This is a genomic window from Flavobacterium denitrificans DSM 15936 (assembly GCF_000425445.1).
Classification (GTDB): domain Bacteria; phylum Bacteroidota; class Bacteroidia; order Flavobacteriales; family Flavobacteriaceae; genus Flavobacterium; species Flavobacterium denitrificans.
The window spans coordinates 17,661-35,567 of sequence record NZ_AUDL01000012.1 but is presented as its reverse complement, the minus strand read 5'-3'; the positions used below and the strand labels follow the sequence as shown (position 1 = coordinate 35,567).

Genomic DNA, 17,907 nt, shown 5'->3' with positions numbered 1-17,907 from the left:
TCAGCAGGAAAAAAAACTTTCTGTTTTTTTCTTTTAAATTTTAATTAAAAACAAAAAAATATTTTAAAATGTTGATTTTCACTAAATTAAACAAAAATCATTCGTACCTTTACTCCCCCCTCAGCTAATAAAATCAGAACTATGAGAACATCTCTACTTCTATTTTTATTATTCTATTCGACTATATCTTTGTCACAGGGGATCATAGTGGACACAACCTCTTTGTCCATACCTCAACTTGTTCGGGAAGAATTAATGCAAAATGCCTGTGCAAATGAAAGCAACTTCAAATTTTCGTCCCATCAAGGAATTGGCAAATTCACTAATACAAACCCAAATTTTCCCATTTCTGAAGGTATTATTATTCGAAATGGAATTGCAAAATATACCGAAGGAACGTATACTGGAAATAATGAAAGCAGTCAGTTGAATAATGCTGGCGATAGCGATTTGCAAACTATCAGCGACGGTAATGGACAAATAGTTCCAATTACAGATGTAAGCTACCTTCAGTTTGAATTTACTCCATTGTCAAGCAATTTTAGTTTTGATTTTCTTTTTGCTTCGAATGAATATGGCGAATTTCAATGCGGTTTCAGCGATGTTTTTGCTTTTATTTTAACCGATTTAACGACCGGAATTTCCACAAATCTGGCAGTACTTCCGGGCACATCAACACCCGTTTCGGTCAAAAATATAAGGGACGGACAATATAATTCTTCTTGCTTATCAGCCAATGCTAATTTATTTGACCATTATAACGTAAACAGCCCTACAGAATCGGCCATAAATATGAGAGGAGAAACCAAAGTATTGACGGCATCTTCAACTGTAATTCCAAACCGAACGTATAGCATAAAATTGGCCATTGGCGATTATAATGACAGTAGTTACGATTCGGCTGTTTTTATAAAAGGAGGAAGTTTCATGACATCAATGGATTTAGGTCCAGATCGAACGATCTGTGAAGGCGAAAAAATCACACTTCAATCTGGACTAGTGGGAAATTATAATTATGTCTGGACTTTAGATGGAAACCCAATTTCTGGTCAAACAAGCAATTCATTGACCGTTGATCAATCAGGAATTTATGGCGTAACGGCAACACTTTCCGGCTGTGTGATAAAAGATGAAGTCGTGATTAGCAATTTGATTGTTAAACCGGCCAAAAATTTAATCGCCTGTTATACCACGAATGGCATTTATAATTATGATTTAACCCAAAACAATGCTGCTACATTAGGCATCAATACAGCAGAATATTCACTTTTGTATTTTCGCTCTTTGGCTGATGCCAATGCAAACGGACCTGTCATACCACAAAATCAATTGAATTCTTTTACAAGTGTCGGCAATCAAACCATATACATAAAAGCCGTATCAATCAATAACAACAATACATATTGCAATAATCTCATTTCGTTTCAATTGCAAGTAACCGCTCCAATCAATATTGTAAAACCTCCCGATATGAGTTTTTGCGATACCAATTCAGGAAGAGTACGAGTTGATTTGACTGTACAGGAAAGCATTATTCTGAACGGGTTAAATCCCTCAGAATACAAAATTAGCTATCATACGAGCCAGACAGAAGCAAACAATGGTTCAAATCCCATTTCAAATCCCGATGTTTTTATTACTTCTTTGTCACAGTCACCGCAAACAATCTGGGTTAGAGTCGAAAGTCTTCAAAACTCTTTTTGCTATCGTACCGTAAATTTTAATATCATTATTTATTCCCTTCCAGCAGTAAATGATATCCCTGATGTCATCGCCTGCAATAGCTATACTTTGCCTCCTATAACTTTTGGTTTTTATTATACTGGCCCAAATGGCACAGGAACAAGGCTGAATGCAGGAGACGTCATTACAAAATCGGGAGCTTATTATATTTACAGCGGGCCAACTGCCAACAATTGCACCAATGAAAATACTTTTAGTGTAACTCTCATTTATGAAATAGAATTTCCAAAAGAAGCCTGTGGAAAATACATAGTTCCAAATGTAATTGCTGGCGGATTCTTTACTGAAGCAGGAGGAAAAGGAAATCTTATTCCGCAAGGAACATCATTCACAACAAGCCAAACTATATATTATTATGCAATAATCGACGGCGCAGTTTGCAGCGACATTGCCGTGCCTTTTATTGTTCATCCCTTACCATTGGTAGATCAACCCAGCAATGTGGTTACTTGCAATTCTTATACATTGCCCCCTTTGATAAATGGAAATTACTTTTCGTTGTCCGGCGGTCTAGGAAATCGTCTTAATGCAGGAGCACAAATAACTTCCAGTCAAATGGTGTATATCTTTGCTGATGATGGAACATGTACAAATGAGCATTCTTTCAAAATCGACATTATTGATTCGCAACGCTATATTCCGATATCACAATGTGGAAGTTATACGTTGCCCCCAATTGAAATAGGTGGTTATTTTGATAGTCCGCGAGGCCAAGGCAAAAGTATTCCGGCCGGCACAATCATTACCACATCCCAAACAATATATTACTATGCTACAACAACTAGTTCTCCAAATTGTACTGATGATCTAAAATACCAGATCACCATAAAACCTTTGCCTTTGGTCGACACCCCAATCAATAGATTAGAATGTGATCGTTATATATTGCCTCCATTGCTAAACGGCAATTATTATACAGAAACAAATGGTGGCGGAACTCCATTAAAAGCTGGAGATATCATTACTGCAACACAAACAATTTATGTTTTTTCGGTGGGGACGGAATGCAACAACGAATCGAGTTTTGTAGTTGAAATTAGAGCATTACCACCTGTAGATAATTTTACAGATGTTGTTACTTGCACAAACTTTAAACTTCCCAAATTAAAGGACGGAAAATATTACACGGCGACTGGCGGCCCTAGTGGTTCTGGAAATCAACTTGCTGAAGGCACTGTAATAAGCACATCGCAAACCGTTTACATTTATAATGTATGGCCAGATTTTGCAAAATGCAGCAATGAAACTTTTTTTAAAATCAATGTCAACGGAATCGATGTGGGAAATTTTGATAATATCAATGTTTGTGACAACTATACTTTACCTCCATTAAAACTAGGCAATTATTATTCACAGTCCGGAGGAAAGGGCTCTGTTATTCCTGCTGGAACAGTATTAACAGCCTCACAAACCATTTATGTTTATGCCATAGTTGGAACTAGACTAACTTGTTCCAGCGAAAAGAGCTTCACCGTTACTATTTCTTCAGCACCAGTATTGACTCCATTTCCAGATATTGCAGTCTGCAAAAGTTACTCATTACCTGCCCTCGCTTCTGGAACTTATTACAGCGGACCAAATGCAACTGGAGTGCATTATTCACCTGGAGACTTGATTACAAGCACGCAACGAATGTATATTTATGCCACTACACCAACAAATTTCAGCTGTATTTCGCAAGATGATTTCAATATTACGATTTATCCTCTGAAAGATTTTATTATAAAAAATGCTGTAATCTGTGTCGATTATCAAACAGGGACATTACTTCGGTCAGCTCAACTAAATTCGGGACTTAACGCAAATGAATATACGGTTGACTGGTTTTTAGACGGTAATAAAATAAGCACAGGGACATCTTATACCGCAACTCAAGAAGGAATTTATACCGCAGTCCCTACAAAAAAAGGCAATATTGTTGGTTCTGATTGTGGTTATAATCCCACCACTGTTACTGTCGACAAATCTAGTCCAGCAATTGCGACCGTAACTGTAACTGATGCTTTTGAAGACAACATAGACATTATTGTAACGATAACTAATGGTTTCGGAATTTATGAATATCAATTAAATGACGGCGATTTTCAGACAAATACTGTTTTTTCCAATGTAGATTCAGGTGAACACGCTATTACGATAAGAGACACCAAAGGCAACTGCGACAATTTAATTCTATTTGCCAAAGTACTTAAATACCCTAAATTTTTTACTCCAAACAACGACGGCTACAATGACACTTGGAACATCAAAGATCTTGCTGTCCAACCAGATGCCGTTATCAATATTTTTGACCGTTATGGTAAGTTCTTAAAACAGCTTTCTCCAGCAGGTCCAGGATGGGATGGCAATTACAATGGAAGTCCGCTGCCTTCTTCAGATTATTGGTTTCAAGTTTTTTACAAGCAAGACCAACTGACTCAAGTCTTCAAATCCCATTTTAGCTTAAAACGATAATAGACAACTTTGCCTCTTTGAACCTTTGTGCCTTTGTACCTCAAAAAGAAAAAACCTTTGTACCTTTGCACCTAAATAACTTTGGAACTTTAAAAAAATGATTGAAGATAAAAATCCGCAACGTACCAGTATAGCGCAATTAGGAGAATTTGGGCTAATTGACCATTTAACGCGAAATTTTGATGTTACTCAAGAATCGACTTTAAAAAGTATTGGCGACGATGCAGCAGTTTTAGATTTTAAGGATAAAAAAACAGTTGTTTCTACAGATTTATTGATCGAAGGCGTACATTTTGATTTGGCTTATATGCCTTTAAAGCATTTAGGCTATAAGTCAGTGGTTGTAAATCTTTCTGATATTTGCGCTATGAATGCGAAGCCAACACAAATTACGGTTTCTGTTGCTGTTTCGAATCGTTTTCCGCTAGAAGCTTTAGAAGAATTATTTAAAGGAATTACGCGTGCTGCGAAAGAATATAAAGTAGATGTTATTGGCGGCGATACTACCTCATCTCAAAAAGGATTAATTATCAGTATTACTGCAATTGGTCAAGCCGATGAAAATGAAATCGCTTATAGAAATGGAGCCAAACAAACCGATTTATTAGTTGTAACCGGAGATATTGGCGCAGCATACATGGGATTGCAGGTTTTGGAACGTGAAAAACAGGTTTTTCAGGTAAACCCAAACAGCCAACCCGATTTAGATCCTTATACTTATTTGGTCGAAAGACAATTGAAGCCTGAGGCGCGCACAGATGTCCGCACACTTTTGCATGCTTTAGAAATAAAACCTACTTCAATGATTGATATTTCAGACGGATTATCATCTGAAATTATTCATATCTGCAAACAATCAAAAGTGGGCTGTAATTTATACGAAGACAAACTGCCTTTGGATCCGCAATTTATTTCGACTTGTGAAGAATTCAATATTGACAGCACAACTGTAGCCATTAACGGTGGAGAAGATTATGAACTTTTGTTTACAATTGACATTAATGACTTTGACAAAATAAAAGGTAATCCGAATTTCTCTGTTATCGGACATATGACAGAAGAGAACGAAGGAATTCATCTTGTAACCCGTGCTAACACAAAAATTGCTTTAAAAGCACGCGGATGGGATGCTTTAAGTGAATAATTTTTAGAAATCTCAATAAAAAAATTCCAAATTCCAACAACTGAGCAACAGTTTGGAATTTGGAATTTCTTTTTTGCATTTTTTTTTAGAAGAGCCCTTTGCTTTTGGCTTCTCTAACAAGCTCTTCATCAGAGCCGCTTCTTATTTTAAGTAACTCTTTTAGATTGAGTTTTCGTTTTTCAATTGCGGCAAAAGAAATTGGTATATAATGCGATATTTCTTCTGTTCGTGTACCTTTTGACAAATGAAATAAAATCTGCTTATCAAATTCATCAATTTCAATTGAATTATGAGGCGATTGATTCAGCATTTTAACTACTGATTGACTGTAGTATTTTTCATTTTTCATTACTTTATCAAACGCAAAAAGAAGTTCATCAAAAGTCAAATCATTTTTGATAATAAGTCCATTTGGGTTGATTGTTCTGATAATCGTCTTGATTTTCAAAAGCTCGGTGTACATAGTAAGCAAAATTACTTTACAATGTGGCATCTTTCTCAAAATCAGCATCGCCAAATCTTCGCCAGAATAAAGCTCTTTCTCTTCATAAGCTGGCATGCTAATATCTAGAAAAGCGATATCAAAGTTTGGAGTTGCTTCATGTTCCAACAAATCATAAGCCGATCTGCAGTCATAAGCCTGGGCAATATGAAAATCATATTCTTTTGGATTATAACGCGTAATAGCATTTTTATACCCCTCAATAATAAAGGGATGATCGTCGACAATTAAAATGTTTCGCGTGATTAAGTGCGAAATTGGAGCAGTTAAATCAAATGTCATTATTGTGCAGGTTAATTTTTTGATCGATTGGGACTTTCACAATGAGAAGCGTTCCTTCTCCTTTGGCAGATTTTATAGTAACTGTACCCTTACATTCTGTGGCTCTATATTGAATATTATGTAATCCTATGCCGTTTTTCGTTCGCTTTGCATTTAAACCAATTCCATCGTCGGCGATGGACAAAACTAAATAATTTATTTCACTTTTAAATTCAACTGTAATATTATCAGCATCTGCATATTTATTACAATTTTGAAGTGCTTCTTGAATAATGCGGTATAAATTAATTTTTACAGCATTGCTTACAAGATCCCATTTTATATGAGAATCAAATGTCGTACTTAATTTTGACTCATACGTGTTCCTCTGATTTTCAAATAGTTTCATCAAAATTGCGACAAAATTATTAATTAATTCTGATTTTTCTCGATTTAAGTCATGCGAAATTTCGCGTATATCTTCTTCAATATGCTTAAGCTCAGTAAGATATTTTTTTCGTTTTGGTGCTGCTTGCGCTTCATCTACTTTATCCAGACTGTCTAAACTGATTCGAACACCAAACATTCGACCCAAAACACCATCATGCAATTCTTGTGCAACCTTTTTCTTTTCCCTGATTCGCGTTGACTCAATCTCATTTTGCTGCGAAATCATCAAGTTGTAAATATCTTCATTTGCAATTTGTTGCTGTTGTTTAAAAAGCAATTCTCTGTTTTTAGCTTGTTGCGTTTTATACACATAAAAAAACAATCCCATTAAGGTACAAATACTGAAAACATAAATTAAAGTTCTGTTCTTTTCCTGAAGATTTGAATTTTGATCTTTTATTTCATTGGTTTCATATTCAATTCGGGAGAATTTTTCACCCATTTTTCGCTCCGCCTTGAGCATTTTATCATTCAATTGAATATACTCGACAGAATATATCGCCGCATTTTTTGGATCAATAGTAGCTATTTGTTTCAATGCCTCCAAAGTATTAACCAATTTACTTGATGTACGTGACAATGCTAAGGCTTGCTTTGAAAACTGAACCGCCTTGAAAGTATCTTTTTTAAATGCAAAATATTCAGACAGATGTATTTTACACGAAACTACGCCAGAAGAAAGGCCGAGACTATCCCTAATCTTTAATGATTCGTAAAACAAATCAGGCAATTTGTCTGATTCTCTAAGCTTAAATTTCGCATAACCTAAATTATCCAACAGAATGGCATATAAACCGGCCCTATCTTCAAAAAGATCTTTTTCTTTTAACCCACGTTCAAAAAAGACTTTGGCCTTGCTATAATTCTTCATATTCATATAAATGAAGCCAATATTATTCAATGAAGCTGCTCTATATTGAAAAACTGACAATATTGATTTATCGTCTAAAATTTTTAGCGCCTTATTTTGAAACTCTAATGCTTTTGCAAACTCTTCTCTTTCATTATATAAAATTCCTAAAAGATTATAGCTTTCATAATAAAGGTCATTTACTTTTTTCTGTTTTTTCAAGCTGCTCAACGCCTTAAAAACTGCAATTTCACTTTCAAAAAAATCACCTTCATTGTATTGCAGACTAGCTTTGTTTAAAAATGTCTTTGCCAAATTGAATTGATCATTCATTTTTAGATAAAACTTTTCGGCTTTAAAATAATTCAAAAAGGCACTGTCAGACACAGATTGAGCATCATAATAATCTCCCAAATAGGTGTAGGCTTTTGCCATGTGTACAGAATCTTTAGACTTTCTCGCTCTTTCTAAAATTAAGTTAGTCGTTTCTAGATATCCTTTCCAATCGCTCATATTATAGTAACGATTCGCGATTTTAAAAAGATTCACTTTATTAAGAGAGTCATCTTCCTGATCCAAAATTACACGAAGTGCTTTTTGATTGTAATTCTGTTTTACATTCAAAGGAAGATTATTTTCATTAGCCAACGAAAGATAAATAGGAAGACTATCCTTGGGAGAACTTAAATCTTGTTCTGATTTTGCATTTTTGTTGCATGCAAATAAGGCAAAAAATAAAAGTAATAGTATTTTACACTTTTTTTTCAATTGTTCTTTTTGAGTTTTACCAAAAATACTAAAACTAAAGACACAAAAAAAGGCTGTCAAAAAATTGACAGCCTTTCTGTATATTCAAAACTATGTTTAGTCTATTTTTTTATCTGAACCAAAAGCTTGATTCACATTAGAAAAGTTTGATTGGTTATTGCTTAATTGATCGTTTGAGCCATGAAAATCAACCTTTTTTGTTCTTCCTGTCGCACCACCATCAATTGGCAAAACTTTTATTGTATCTGAAGCTGCTAAATAAGTTGTATTTTCTGGCGCTGCAAAAGAAGTTGCTACTACTACTAAAGAAAATAATCCGAATGTTAAAGCTGTTTTTTTCATGACCTGAGGTATTAAGTGTTTTTGATTTTTTTGTTTTTGGGGCTGACCGCTCTCTGCGAATCGATGGTGTAAAATTATACCCAAGCACAAAAAAAAATTGCATGAAAAAGGGAGTTTATGGTAAATCATGCCCAAATGATAGTCATTGGGCGTCAAATTCGTGTAAATATCTAATATTTAGACTTCTATATAATTTCCTGCAGTGAAATTAGCGATAATTAAATCGACATTTCCTTTGTAAGTTTTGGAAAAAGGAATCTTTTTAGGAGAGTTTTTGATGTAACAAACTGAGTTTCCGTTATGAATGCGCGAAATGTAATTTTGATTGATAATGTAACTATTATGAATCCTTACAAACGGATGTACTAAAATACTTTCAAAATGTTTTAAGGTTTTAAAAGCCGTTACCATTTCGCCCGAACTTAAATAAATATCAGTCGAATTATTATCAGCTTGGAAATAACAAATATCTGCCGCATTCATATAGCGATAATCGCCATATGATTTGATGCAAATTACAAGTGGCTTTTCGACAATTTGTGGCACTTGTACTTCCTTTACAACAACCGAAGCTTCTTCATTTTCAACAATTTGATTTTGATCTTCATTTAAGGGCTCTATTTCGACAGCTGTGGCACTTTCTTTTACAATGCCGACTTGTGGAGCAGTTTCGATAAATTTTTGCTCTCTTGAGCCTAAAAACGTTTTTTCGAGCTTCAAAAGTGTTTTTACAAGATCCACATGCGTCAACGGTTTAATGATATAATCAAAAACGCCATACTGAATCGCGTCAAAAGCAAAATCTTTTTTTGTTGTGGTGATAATGATTTTTGGAATAACCGTTAAATAACGATACAACTCGCCAATAAAAGCAAGTGATAAATTACCCTGTGAGTTCTCAGAATCAATTTCTAAAAAAACGAAATACGGTTTGTGCTCTAAAACCAAATTCAGCCCGTGCTGATAATTCGTAGCCGATGCTATAAAAGTTAATTCTGAAAAACCTTCTGCAACAATTCTGGTTTTCAAAACACTCTCTGCGTCATTGTCAATTATAATGTACGAATATTTTTTCAATTTGGTTTTAATCAATTTTTAAAAGGAATCAACGCAGCGATTAGCAATCAGTTCATTTTCAATTTTGTGTATGATGCGCAATTAAATTTACGCAATTCATTTATGCAAACATTTCATTGTTAACACATTAAGTCAAAATGTTAATACATAAAGACAAAATGCATAAATATTCGACGAAATGCACTTTTCAAAAGTAAAAAAATCCCAAACTCCAGCTAGGAATTTGGGATTTATATAGTGTTAATTAACAAAAATTACATTTTCATCAACCAGTTTTTCATTGAAACTTCGTTTTCAATAATATCTCTTAATTCAGATATTTTTACACGATCTTGTTTCATTGTATCTCGATGACGAATTGTTACCGTTTCGTCTTCAAGAGTTTGGTGATCCACTGTGATACAGAAAGGCGTTCCTAATGCATCTTGTCTTCTGTAACGACGACCTACAGCATCTTTTTCATCATACGCCACATTGAAATCCCATTTCAAATCTTCAATGATTTTTCTTGAAACTTCTGGCAATCCATCTTTTTTAACTAATGGAAGTACAGCTGCTTTTGTTGGTGCTAAAACTGATGGCAACTTCAATACCGTTCTAGTCGAACCATCTTCTAAAGCTTCTTCTTGCAACGATGTTGCAAAAACCGCCAAAAACATACGATCAAGACCTACAGACGTTTCAACTACGTATGGCACATAGTTTTCATTCAATTCAGGATCAAAATATTGAAGCTTTCTTCCTGAATATTCTTCGTGAGCTTTTAAGTCGAAATCGGTACGAGAGTGAATTCCTTCTAATTCTTTGAAACCGAAAGGAAAATTGAACTCAATATCTGCAGCCGCATTAGCGTAGTGTGCTAATTTTTCGTGATCGTGAAAACGGTAATTTTCTTTTCCTAACCCTAAAGATAAATGCCATTTCAAACGAGTTTCTTTCCAGTATTCGTATGATTTCATTTCTTCTCCAGGGCGAACGAAAAATTGCATTTCCATTTGTTCGAATTCACGCATACGGAAAATGAATTGCCTTGCAACAATTTCATTTCTGAACGCTTTTCCGGTTTGAGCAATTCCAAAAGGAACTTTCATACGACCCGATTTCTGAACATTTAGAAAGTTCACAAAAATACCTTGAGCCGTTTCCGGACGCAAATAAAGATCCATTGCATTTTCTGCAGAAGCACCCAATTTTGTTCCAAACATCAAGTTAAATTGTTTTACTTCTGTCCAGTTTTTAGAACCAGTTTCAGGATCAGCAATTTCAAGTTCTTCTATTAATGCTTTAACATCAGATAAGTCTCCAGCGCCTAACGAACGTCCTAAACGCTCTCTGATTTCTTTTTCTTTAGCCAAATATTCAATCACACGAGCATTTGTAGTAACAAATTCTTGTTCGTTGAATGCATCTCCAAAACGAGCTTTTGCCTTATCAATCTCTTTTTGCGCTTTTTGATGAATTTTCTCAGCGTGATCTTCAACTAAAACATCTGCTCTATATCTTTTTTTAGAATCCTTGTTGTCAATCAAAGGGTCGTTGAAGGCATCAACGTGGCCTGAAGCTTTCCAGGTTGTTGGGTGCATCAATATTGCCGCATCAAGGCCGACAATATTTTCATTCATTTGGACCATTGATTTCCACCAATATTCACGAATATTCTTTTTTAACTCGACACCATTTTGTGCATAATCATATACTGCACTCAATCCATCGTATACTTCGCTTGACGGAAAAATAAATCCGTACTCTTTTGCGTGCGAAACCACATTCTTAAATAAATCTTCTTGTTTTGCCATAGTGATGCAAAAATATAAAAAGTACTTTTAAAAAAAAGAAAAATAATAAAGATTGACGAGCGATTTTAGCTATTTTTGTAACTAAATTCTTTCTATTTGTGTTTAAATCTGTAATAAATCTGTTTTTCCCAAAAGTTTGCACCGGATGCCGTCAAATTTTACAGACTAATGAAGTTGTTTTTTGTTCCAAATGCCGTCACGAAATGCCTCTGACACAATATCATCTGGATTCTGAAAACGAAGCGGTCAAAAAGTTTTATGGAAAAGTTGAAATACAGCATGTATCGGCATTATTGTATTTTATAAAAAAAGGAATTGTTCAGGAGATCATTCACAATTTGAAATACAAAGGCCACGAAGAAATTGGAACTGTTCTGGGTTTCTGGTATGTCGAAGATTTAAAAAAATTGAAACTGAATCATCCTTTTGAAATTATAATTCCTGTCCCGCTTCATCCTAAAAAATTCAAAGAACGTGGTTATAACCAAGTCACAACATTTGCAAAAGCAATTTCAGAAGGATTAAATCTCACTTTTGATGATAGCATTTTATTCCGAAAAAAATATTCGAAAACACAATCCAAAAAGAATCTTTTAGGCAGAACCGAAAATATTGAAAACATTTTTGATGTAAAATTTTCAGAAGAAAACCACAACAAACATTTTCTAATTGTTGATGATGTTTTGACAACGGGATCAACTCTTGAAGCGTGTTCAAAAGCAGTGTTGAAAATTCCAGGAGCGAAAATCAGTATTGTTTGTATGGCGATGGCGAACTCGTAAATCGTAAATTTCAAATTCCAAAATTCACAAACTTAACTTCAAAAAAAATCCAAATTTCAATCGAACAGCTTTTCAATTGGAATTTGGATTTTTTTTATTGGAATTTTAAGCCTTTAGTTCACAATTATTTTTTTGACTGTTCTTCTATTTCCATCAATAACAGTAACTAGATAAAGTCCAGCTGAAGTATTGCTTGGGAGCTGAATATTTTGATCAAAATTTGTTGTTGCATCAAAGATTTTTGAATAAATCGTTTTCCCTAAAATATCATGAACAAATACTTTAACTCCAATTTCAGATTGGCTTTCAAACTGAATCGTAAAGTTTCCTTTGTTTGGATTTGGGTAAAGACTGAAATCAACAGTATCAAAATCTGGTGTTGACAAAGTATAGATTTGACCACAAATATTTATTGAAGCCGAATTGATAGTTCCTGAATTGTCAACCACGGCATCTCTGACTCTAAAAGTCCAAGTTCCTTGCGTGTTTTCACCATTAAAGGCACTCAACAAATCAACTGGCAAAACAATTTGTTCTGTTGTTCTGGCACAATCCAATGCGGCACCTGAATCATCAAACTGAAGCGCTAAGGTTGATTTTGTCGATCCGCAATTTTTATTAAACAGTCGAACTATCGTTCCAGCAGGACTTACAATCTGAAGTTCTAAATCAGAGAACTTATCGTGCGTCACATTTACAGAAACGTTTACATCTTGAACAGTCGCTGTAGATGCTGGAACTGTAACTGTTCTGGTTACAAAAGTTGTAGTATTTGGAATGGCAAACGAGTTTCCAAAACTATACGAATCACAAGTTTGAGTCGAAGTATATCCTACTGCAAATGCTTTACTGTTTACGGCATAAAAGATATTTCCTGTTGGCTCAATCAAAATTCTGCAATTTTTAGATGACGGAACACTTGTTGGCAATACAATAGTTTCAGAACCATCATTTGCCGTATTTGATATTAATGTTATCGGAAATGTCAATCCTCCGTCAGTAGATAGTTTAATATTTACAGTTGATGAACCTGGAAGTGTATTGGTGTTTTTTACATCCCAAGTTACGGTTTCTGGCAATCCTTGCCACCAACTTACATTGTCATTTGTATGGGAAGTCACAGTAAATGGCCCAGCAGTTGAAACCACATTAACAGCCATGTTATCAGTAAAGGTTTGTGCCGTACCTTGCGCAGCATTATCACGTCCTGTCAAAGTAAAATGCAACGTTCTTGCAATTGAAGAAACAGATTCCCATGTCGTGGTAAGCCTATTTTGAAGAACATATTCAAGCTTTGGCATATAGCGAACGGCACTTGTGGTTGGAATTACAGAACGAAACAAAGGCCCGTCAGGTTTTGTTGGATAAGCTATACTAGTACTTCCTGAAGTTGTAATCGCATTATCGTTTTCTTCCCAAGTATAAGTAACCAAATCACCTTCGGGATCTGAACCTGTTCCTGTCAAAACAAAGGCTGTGCCAATTGGAATTGTATAATCATTTCCTGCTTCAATCGACGGCGGATTATTTGTTAATGGAGTATTTACCGGACAACTTTTTGAGGCCAATGTATTTTGAATTTGTCTGATACTAGCATAAGCAAAATAATCATCGGAAGTGTCTTGAACGTCATAATCTCGCGTAACTCCTGCATAAGCCATAATAGTAGAACCACTTCCCGGCTCAACATTTACGTTAGTTCTTTCTTCTGAATCATATGAAAATGTATGATTTGCACCTAATTGATGTCCCATTTCGTGAGCAACAAAATCAACATCAAAAGTATCGCCTTGTGGTCTACTATCTGACGGAGATGTAAATGCACTTCCTTTTCCTAAAGGCACGTTAGTTGTTGGGTCTGTACACACACAGCCAATACAGCCTGCATTTCCTCCACCGCCCGAAGCGCCAAACAAATGCCCCAAATCATAATTACCATTTCCAATTACCGCAGTTATATTTGTTTGTACCTCCTGATTCCATGCTCCATCAGCTCCAGCTGAAGCGTCAGAATATGGGTCGGTTTTTGGATCAGTATAAATTAAAGCATCATTATTATCGATTAGAACTACTTTTACGGCCAGATCTTTATTGAAAACACCATTTACACGTGTCAAAGTTGCATTCATTCCGGCAAGTGCCAATGCTTTTGTTCCTCCAAAATAAACGGTATATTCTCCTGTACAAGACAAAGCCAAACGCATCGTTTTGAAAATTTTAGCACTTGATGCTTCTTTGGCTGTTTTTCCAGCAATATCCTTATTTACAAGCGAATCATCAGTTTTGCAAACCAGTCTTTTTGAAGTCGAAGATTTTTTTGAATACAAAACGTATTCGGCCTTATCATCAGGGTTTGCTTCAATAAATTCAGTTGATTTGTCCGAACGAAAAACCATAGTTTGTAATCCCAAAGGCGAAACACTAAAGTGAATTTTAGCTGATTTATCATCTAAACCGCTTCCTTCATAAGATCTAATTTCTGGATATTTGGCTTGAAGTCCTGATTCAAAATTTGAAGATTCCCAAACTGTAAAACGTTCTAAAATACCCGAAGAATTTGGAATTGTAATTTCAGCCGTATTACTTTTTGATCCTTTTCCGGTTGCTGAAGCCAGTTTTGCTTGAAGAAGATCTGAATTCAGCTTATAGTATTTATCAGAATCTGAAATGTTTATTTTTTTGCTCAACCCAGCATTTGCACTAACTTTTTGCCACAAATCGTTATTTTGGGCAATTAAAATTGTACAGTTAAAAATAAAAAATATAATAAGTAATTGTTTTTTCATATCTGGAGGCGTTGATAAATCAAAATTAAAGCAATTAAATCAAATTCTTACATATAAACGACATTTAACGTTTTTTAATCGACGAGTTGGCCTATTTTCACAAAAAGAAACCTCAGCAACTCAAAAAAATCAATTCGGCTTAGTATCAAATTTAAAATAGATAGTATAAATTTGCAGCATCTTAAATAATTTGTTTTGAAGCTCTTTCATTCTATAAACGATTTCCATTCGACCAAGAAAACAATTTTAACACTTGGCACCTTTGATGGCGTGCATATTGGTCATAAAAAAATTCTTGAAAGAATTACACAGAATACTGAAAATGGGAAATATGAAAGTTTAGTACTTACATTTTTTCCGCATCCAAGAATGGTTTTGCAAGAGAAATCAGAAATAAAGCTTTTAAACACAATTGCCGAAAAAACAAAACTTCTTGAAGCAACCGGAATTGAAAATCTGGTAATTCATCCATTCAATGAAAGTTTTTCAAGGTTAACTGCCGAAGAATTTGTGAAATCAATTTTGGTAGATCAATTTCAGATTCAAAAAATAATTATCGGGCATGATCATCGTTTTGGAAGAAACAGAACTGCAAATATTGACAATTTAATTGCTTTTGGTTTGGAATATGGTTTTGAAGTTGAGCAAATTTCGGCTCAAGAAATTCAAGATGTTTCTGTAAGTTCGACAAAAATCAGAAAAGCGCTAGATGAAGGAAATATGGCCCTTGCCAATGATTATCTGGGCTACGACTATTTTTTAACTGGAGAAGTTGTTAAAGGAAAACAATTAGGAAGAACAATTGGTTTTCCAACTGCAAATATTCAAATTGAAGAAGATTACAAATTGATTCCAAAAATCGGAGTTTACGCTGTAAAAGCAATTGTAAACGAAAAAGAAGTTTTTGGAATGATGAATATTGGATTTAATCCTACGGTAAATGGGCAAAAACAAACCATTGAAGTAAATCTTTTTGATTTTGACTCTGACATTTATGGTGAAAAAATCGAAGTTTCTTTGCTTCAATATCTTCGTGAAGAACAAAAATTTGGATCTGTTGATTTATTGAAAGAACAATTAAATCAGGATAAATTGAATGCTTTGACATTTGTAAATCAACGTTAAAAAACATCCGATAAAATACTTTTCGGCCAATTTAAATCATCGTAGTTATTTTTTTAGTAAATTTGATATAGAACTCTGTTTTCCAAATATTTACTATTAACTTCTTTAAAAATAACCACTATGAAATTACCTAAAGAAATTACCAACGGGTTTTTGATTTTCATCGGAATAGGCATTTATTTTTTATTGATGAATCTATTGGGTCTAGCAGATTTGTTTTATTTACGTACCCTAAATGTCTTTTTTATCTTTTATGGCGTAAACAGAACGATGCAAATGAACCTGCATGAAGGAGAAACCAATTTTGTGTCGAATGCCGTTTCTGCCATGGCAACTTCAGTAGTTGGCGTGTCAATGAGCGTTTTCGGACTACTTGTTTACAGCTATGCACGAGGCGGAGATGCCTATGTACAAACCTTATCTGAGACTTTTATGTTTGGCGGAAATCCTTCTGTTCCAACTTATTGCATTTGCTTGCTTTTTGAAGGAATTGCCTCTTCGGTCATTGTAACTTTTTTGATGATGCTTTATTGGGGTAATAAATATATTGCCGATTAACATTTCAAAATAAAAAATAACATTTAGCACTCTAAAATCATAGAATGATACATTTTTATGATTTTAGAGTGTTTCTTTTTTGAAAATAGCTGTCAAATATTCATTTACAAAACACTTCATTGGTTGATTAGAACAATTTAACTACTTTTGAGACTTCAAAAACAATGTATCAATGAGCATTACAAAACACAATTGGACTAAAGACGAGATAATCGCCATATATAATAAGCCTATAATGGATCTTCTGTATGAAGCTGCAACCATTCACAGGAAAAACCACGATCCGAATGTAGTTCAGGTATCGACTTTATTATCTATCAAAACTGGAGGATGTCCAGAAGACTGTGGTTACTGCCCTCAAGCAGCACGTTACAACACAGGCGTTGAAGGAAATGACTTAATGAGCGTAAGCCAAGTTAAAGCTCAAGCTTTGCGTGCAAAATCAAGCGGATCATCTCGTGTTTGCATGGGAGCTGCATGGAGAAACGTAAAAGATGGTGAAGAATTTGATCAGGTTTTAGAAATGGTTCGTACCATCAATAAACTTGATATGGAAGTTTGCTGTACGCTAGGTATGATAACTGAAAACCAAGCACAGCGTTTAGCAGAAGCAGGTTTATATGCTTACAACCATAATTTAGATACTTCTGAAGATTATTATAAAGATGTTATTTCAACACGTGCTTTTGAAGACCGTTTAGAAACCATCGAAAATGTTCGTAAAACAAATGTTACCGTATGTAGCGGTGGAATTATTGGAATGGGCGAAAGCATCGAAGACAGAGCAGGAATGCTTGTAGCGCTTTCTACTTTAAATCCGCAACCAGAATCAGTGCCAATTAATGCATTGGTTGCCGTTGAAGGTACTCCGATGGAAGATGAAAAACCAGTTGAAATTTGGGAAATGATCCGAATGGTTGCTACTACAAGAATTGTAATGCCAGATACTCAAGTTCGTTTATCAGCAGGAAGAACAAACATGAGTCGTGAAGGACAAGCAATGTGCTTTTTTGCTGGAGCAAACTCAATTTTTGCTGGAGATAAATTGCTTACAACTCCAAACCCTGATGTTCACGAAGACATGAAAATGTTTGAACTTTTAGGATTGAATCCACAAAAACCTTTTACAAAAGTTTCACAACCAAAAACAGTTGAAGCTGCTGATTCACAATTTGCACCATTAGGCGAAAAACCTAAATGGTCAAGACCAGGACATACAATTGAAAGAAATGTTGAACATTCGATTAAATCAAAAATTTAAGCAATAGA

12 protein-coding genes are annotated in these 17,907 nt (G+C 34.7%); 6 read left to right on the top strand and 6 right to left on the bottom strand.

From position 1 onward, the window contains the following. Window positions 1-141: 141 nt before the first annotated feature. Window positions 142-4,197, top strand: a complete 4,056-nt coding sequence (locus H600_RS0107575; protein WP_084157365.1) for a T9SS type B sorting domain-containing protein — start codon at window positions 142-144, stop codon at window positions 4,195-4,197. A 97-nt stretch (window positions 4,198-4,294) separates the two neighbouring features. Next, window positions 4,295-5,341: a thiamine-phosphate kinase gene (gene thiL, locus H600_RS0107570; RefSeq protein ID WP_026728210.1), complete on the top strand. Its 1,047-nt coding sequence runs from the start codon at window positions 4,295-4,297 to the stop codon at window positions 5,339-5,341. 85 nt (window positions 5,342-5,426) lie between these two features. On the opposite strand, the gene H600_RS0107565 is transcribed toward thiL, so the two are convergent. From H600_RS0107565 to H600_RS0107545, 5 genes are all read right to left on the bottom strand, one after another. After that, entirely contained in the window at window positions 5,427-6,125 is a 699-nt protein-coding gene (locus H600_RS0107565) for a response regulator (RefSeq protein WP_026728209.1), read from the bottom strand. Continuing rightward, a complete protein-coding gene (locus tag H600_RS0107560; RefSeq protein WP_084157369.1) occupies window positions 6,115-8,172 on the bottom strand; it encodes a tetratricopeptide repeat-containing sensor histidine kinase in 2,058 nt (685 codons plus the stop codon). The genes H600_RS0107565 and H600_RS0107560 overlap by 11 nt, the downstream gene beginning before the upstream one ends. 96 nt (window positions 8,173-8,268) lie before the next feature. Then, window positions 8,269-8,514: a hypothetical protein gene (locus H600_RS21965; RefSeq protein ID WP_157509887.1), complete on the bottom strand. Its 246-nt coding sequence runs from the start codon at window positions 8,512-8,514 to the stop codon at window positions 8,269-8,271. A 177-nt stretch (window positions 8,515-8,691) separates the two neighbouring features. Beyond that, window positions 8,692-9,591: a LytR/AlgR family response regulator transcription factor gene (locus H600_RS0107550; protein WP_026728207.1), complete on the bottom strand. Its 900-nt coding sequence runs from the start codon at window positions 9,589-9,591 to the stop codon at window positions 8,692-8,694. Between the two features lie 254 nt (window positions 9,592-9,845). Beyond that, window positions 9,846-11,387: a glycine--tRNA ligase gene (locus H600_RS0107545; protein WP_026728206.1), complete on the bottom strand. Its 1,542-nt coding sequence runs from the start codon at window positions 11,385-11,387 to the stop codon at window positions 9,846-9,848. A gap of 203 nt (window positions 11,388-11,590) precedes the next feature. Here H600_RS0107545 and H600_RS0107540 point away from each other — a divergent pair, with 203 nt between their 5' ends. Further along, window positions 11,591-12,169, top strand: a complete 579-nt coding sequence (locus H600_RS0107540; RefSeq protein ID WP_084157364.1) for a ComF family protein — start codon at window positions 11,591-11,593, stop codon at window positions 12,167-12,169. Between the two features lie 113 nt (window positions 12,170-12,282). Here the strand turns inward: H600_RS0107540 and H600_RS0107535 are convergent, their stop codons facing one another. Then, window positions 12,283-14,955 (bottom strand): zinc-dependent metalloprotease, encoded by a 2,673-nt coding sequence (locus tag H600_RS0107535; protein ID WP_026728204.1) that lies wholly within the window; start codon window positions 14,953-14,955, stop codon window positions 12,283-12,285. Between the two features lie 195 nt (window positions 14,956-15,150). Here H600_RS0107535 and H600_RS0107530 point away from each other — a divergent pair, with 195 nt between their 5' ends. The 3 genes from H600_RS0107530 (at window position 15,151) to bioB (ending at window position 17,899) form a co-directional block, all read left to right on the top strand. Further along, window positions 15,151-16,080 (top strand): bifunctional riboflavin kinase/FAD synthetase, encoded by a 930-nt coding sequence (locus H600_RS0107530; RefSeq protein WP_026728203.1) that lies wholly within the window; start codon window positions 15,151-15,153, stop codon window positions 16,078-16,080. Window positions 16,081-16,200: 120 nt separating this feature from the next. Beyond that, window positions 16,201-16,638 (top strand): hypothetical protein, encoded by a 438-nt coding sequence (locus H600_RS0107525; protein ID WP_026728202.1) that lies wholly within the window; start codon window positions 16,201-16,203, stop codon window positions 16,636-16,638. A 172-nt stretch (window positions 16,639-16,810) separates the two neighbouring features. Beyond that, window positions 16,811-17,899 (top strand): biotin synthase BioB, encoded by a 1,089-nt coding sequence (bioB, locus tag H600_RS0107520; RefSeq protein WP_026728201.1) that lies wholly within the window; start codon window positions 16,811-16,813, stop codon window positions 17,897-17,899. Window positions 17,900-17,907 lie beyond the last annotated feature (8 nt).

Coding starts and splice junctions, on each gene's coding strand:
- H600_RS0107575 (WP_084157365.1), top strand. CDS start 142: ATGAGAACATCTCTACTTCTATTTTTATTATTCTATTCGACTATATCT.
- thiL (WP_026728210.1), top strand. CDS start 4,295: ATGATTGAAGATAAAAATCCGCAACGTACCAGTATAGCGCAATTAGGA.
- H600_RS0107565 (WP_026728209.1), bottom strand. CDS start 6,125: ATGACATTTGATTTAACTGCTCCAATTTCGCACTTAATCACGCGAAAC.
- H600_RS21965 (WP_157509887.1), bottom strand. CDS start 8,514: ATGAAAAAAACAGCTTTAACATTCGGATTATTTTCTTTAGTAGTAGTA.
- H600_RS0107545 (WP_026728206.1), bottom strand. CDS start 11,387: ATGGCAAAACAAGAAGATTTATTTAAGAATGTGGTTTCGCACGCAAAA.
- H600_RS0107540 (WP_084157364.1), top strand. CDS start 11,591: ATGCCTCTGACACAATATCATCTGGATTCTGAAAACGAAGCGGTCAAA.
- H600_RS0107535 (WP_026728204.1), bottom strand. CDS start 14,955: ATGAAAAAACAATTACTTATTATATTTTTTATTTTTAACTGTACAATT.
- H600_RS0107525 (WP_026728202.1), top strand. CDS start 16,201: ATGAAATTACCTAAAGAAATTACCAACGGGTTTTTGATTTTCATCGGA.
- bioB (WP_026728201.1), top strand. CDS start 16,811: ATGAGCATTACAAAACACAATTGGACTAAAGACGAGATAATCGCCATA.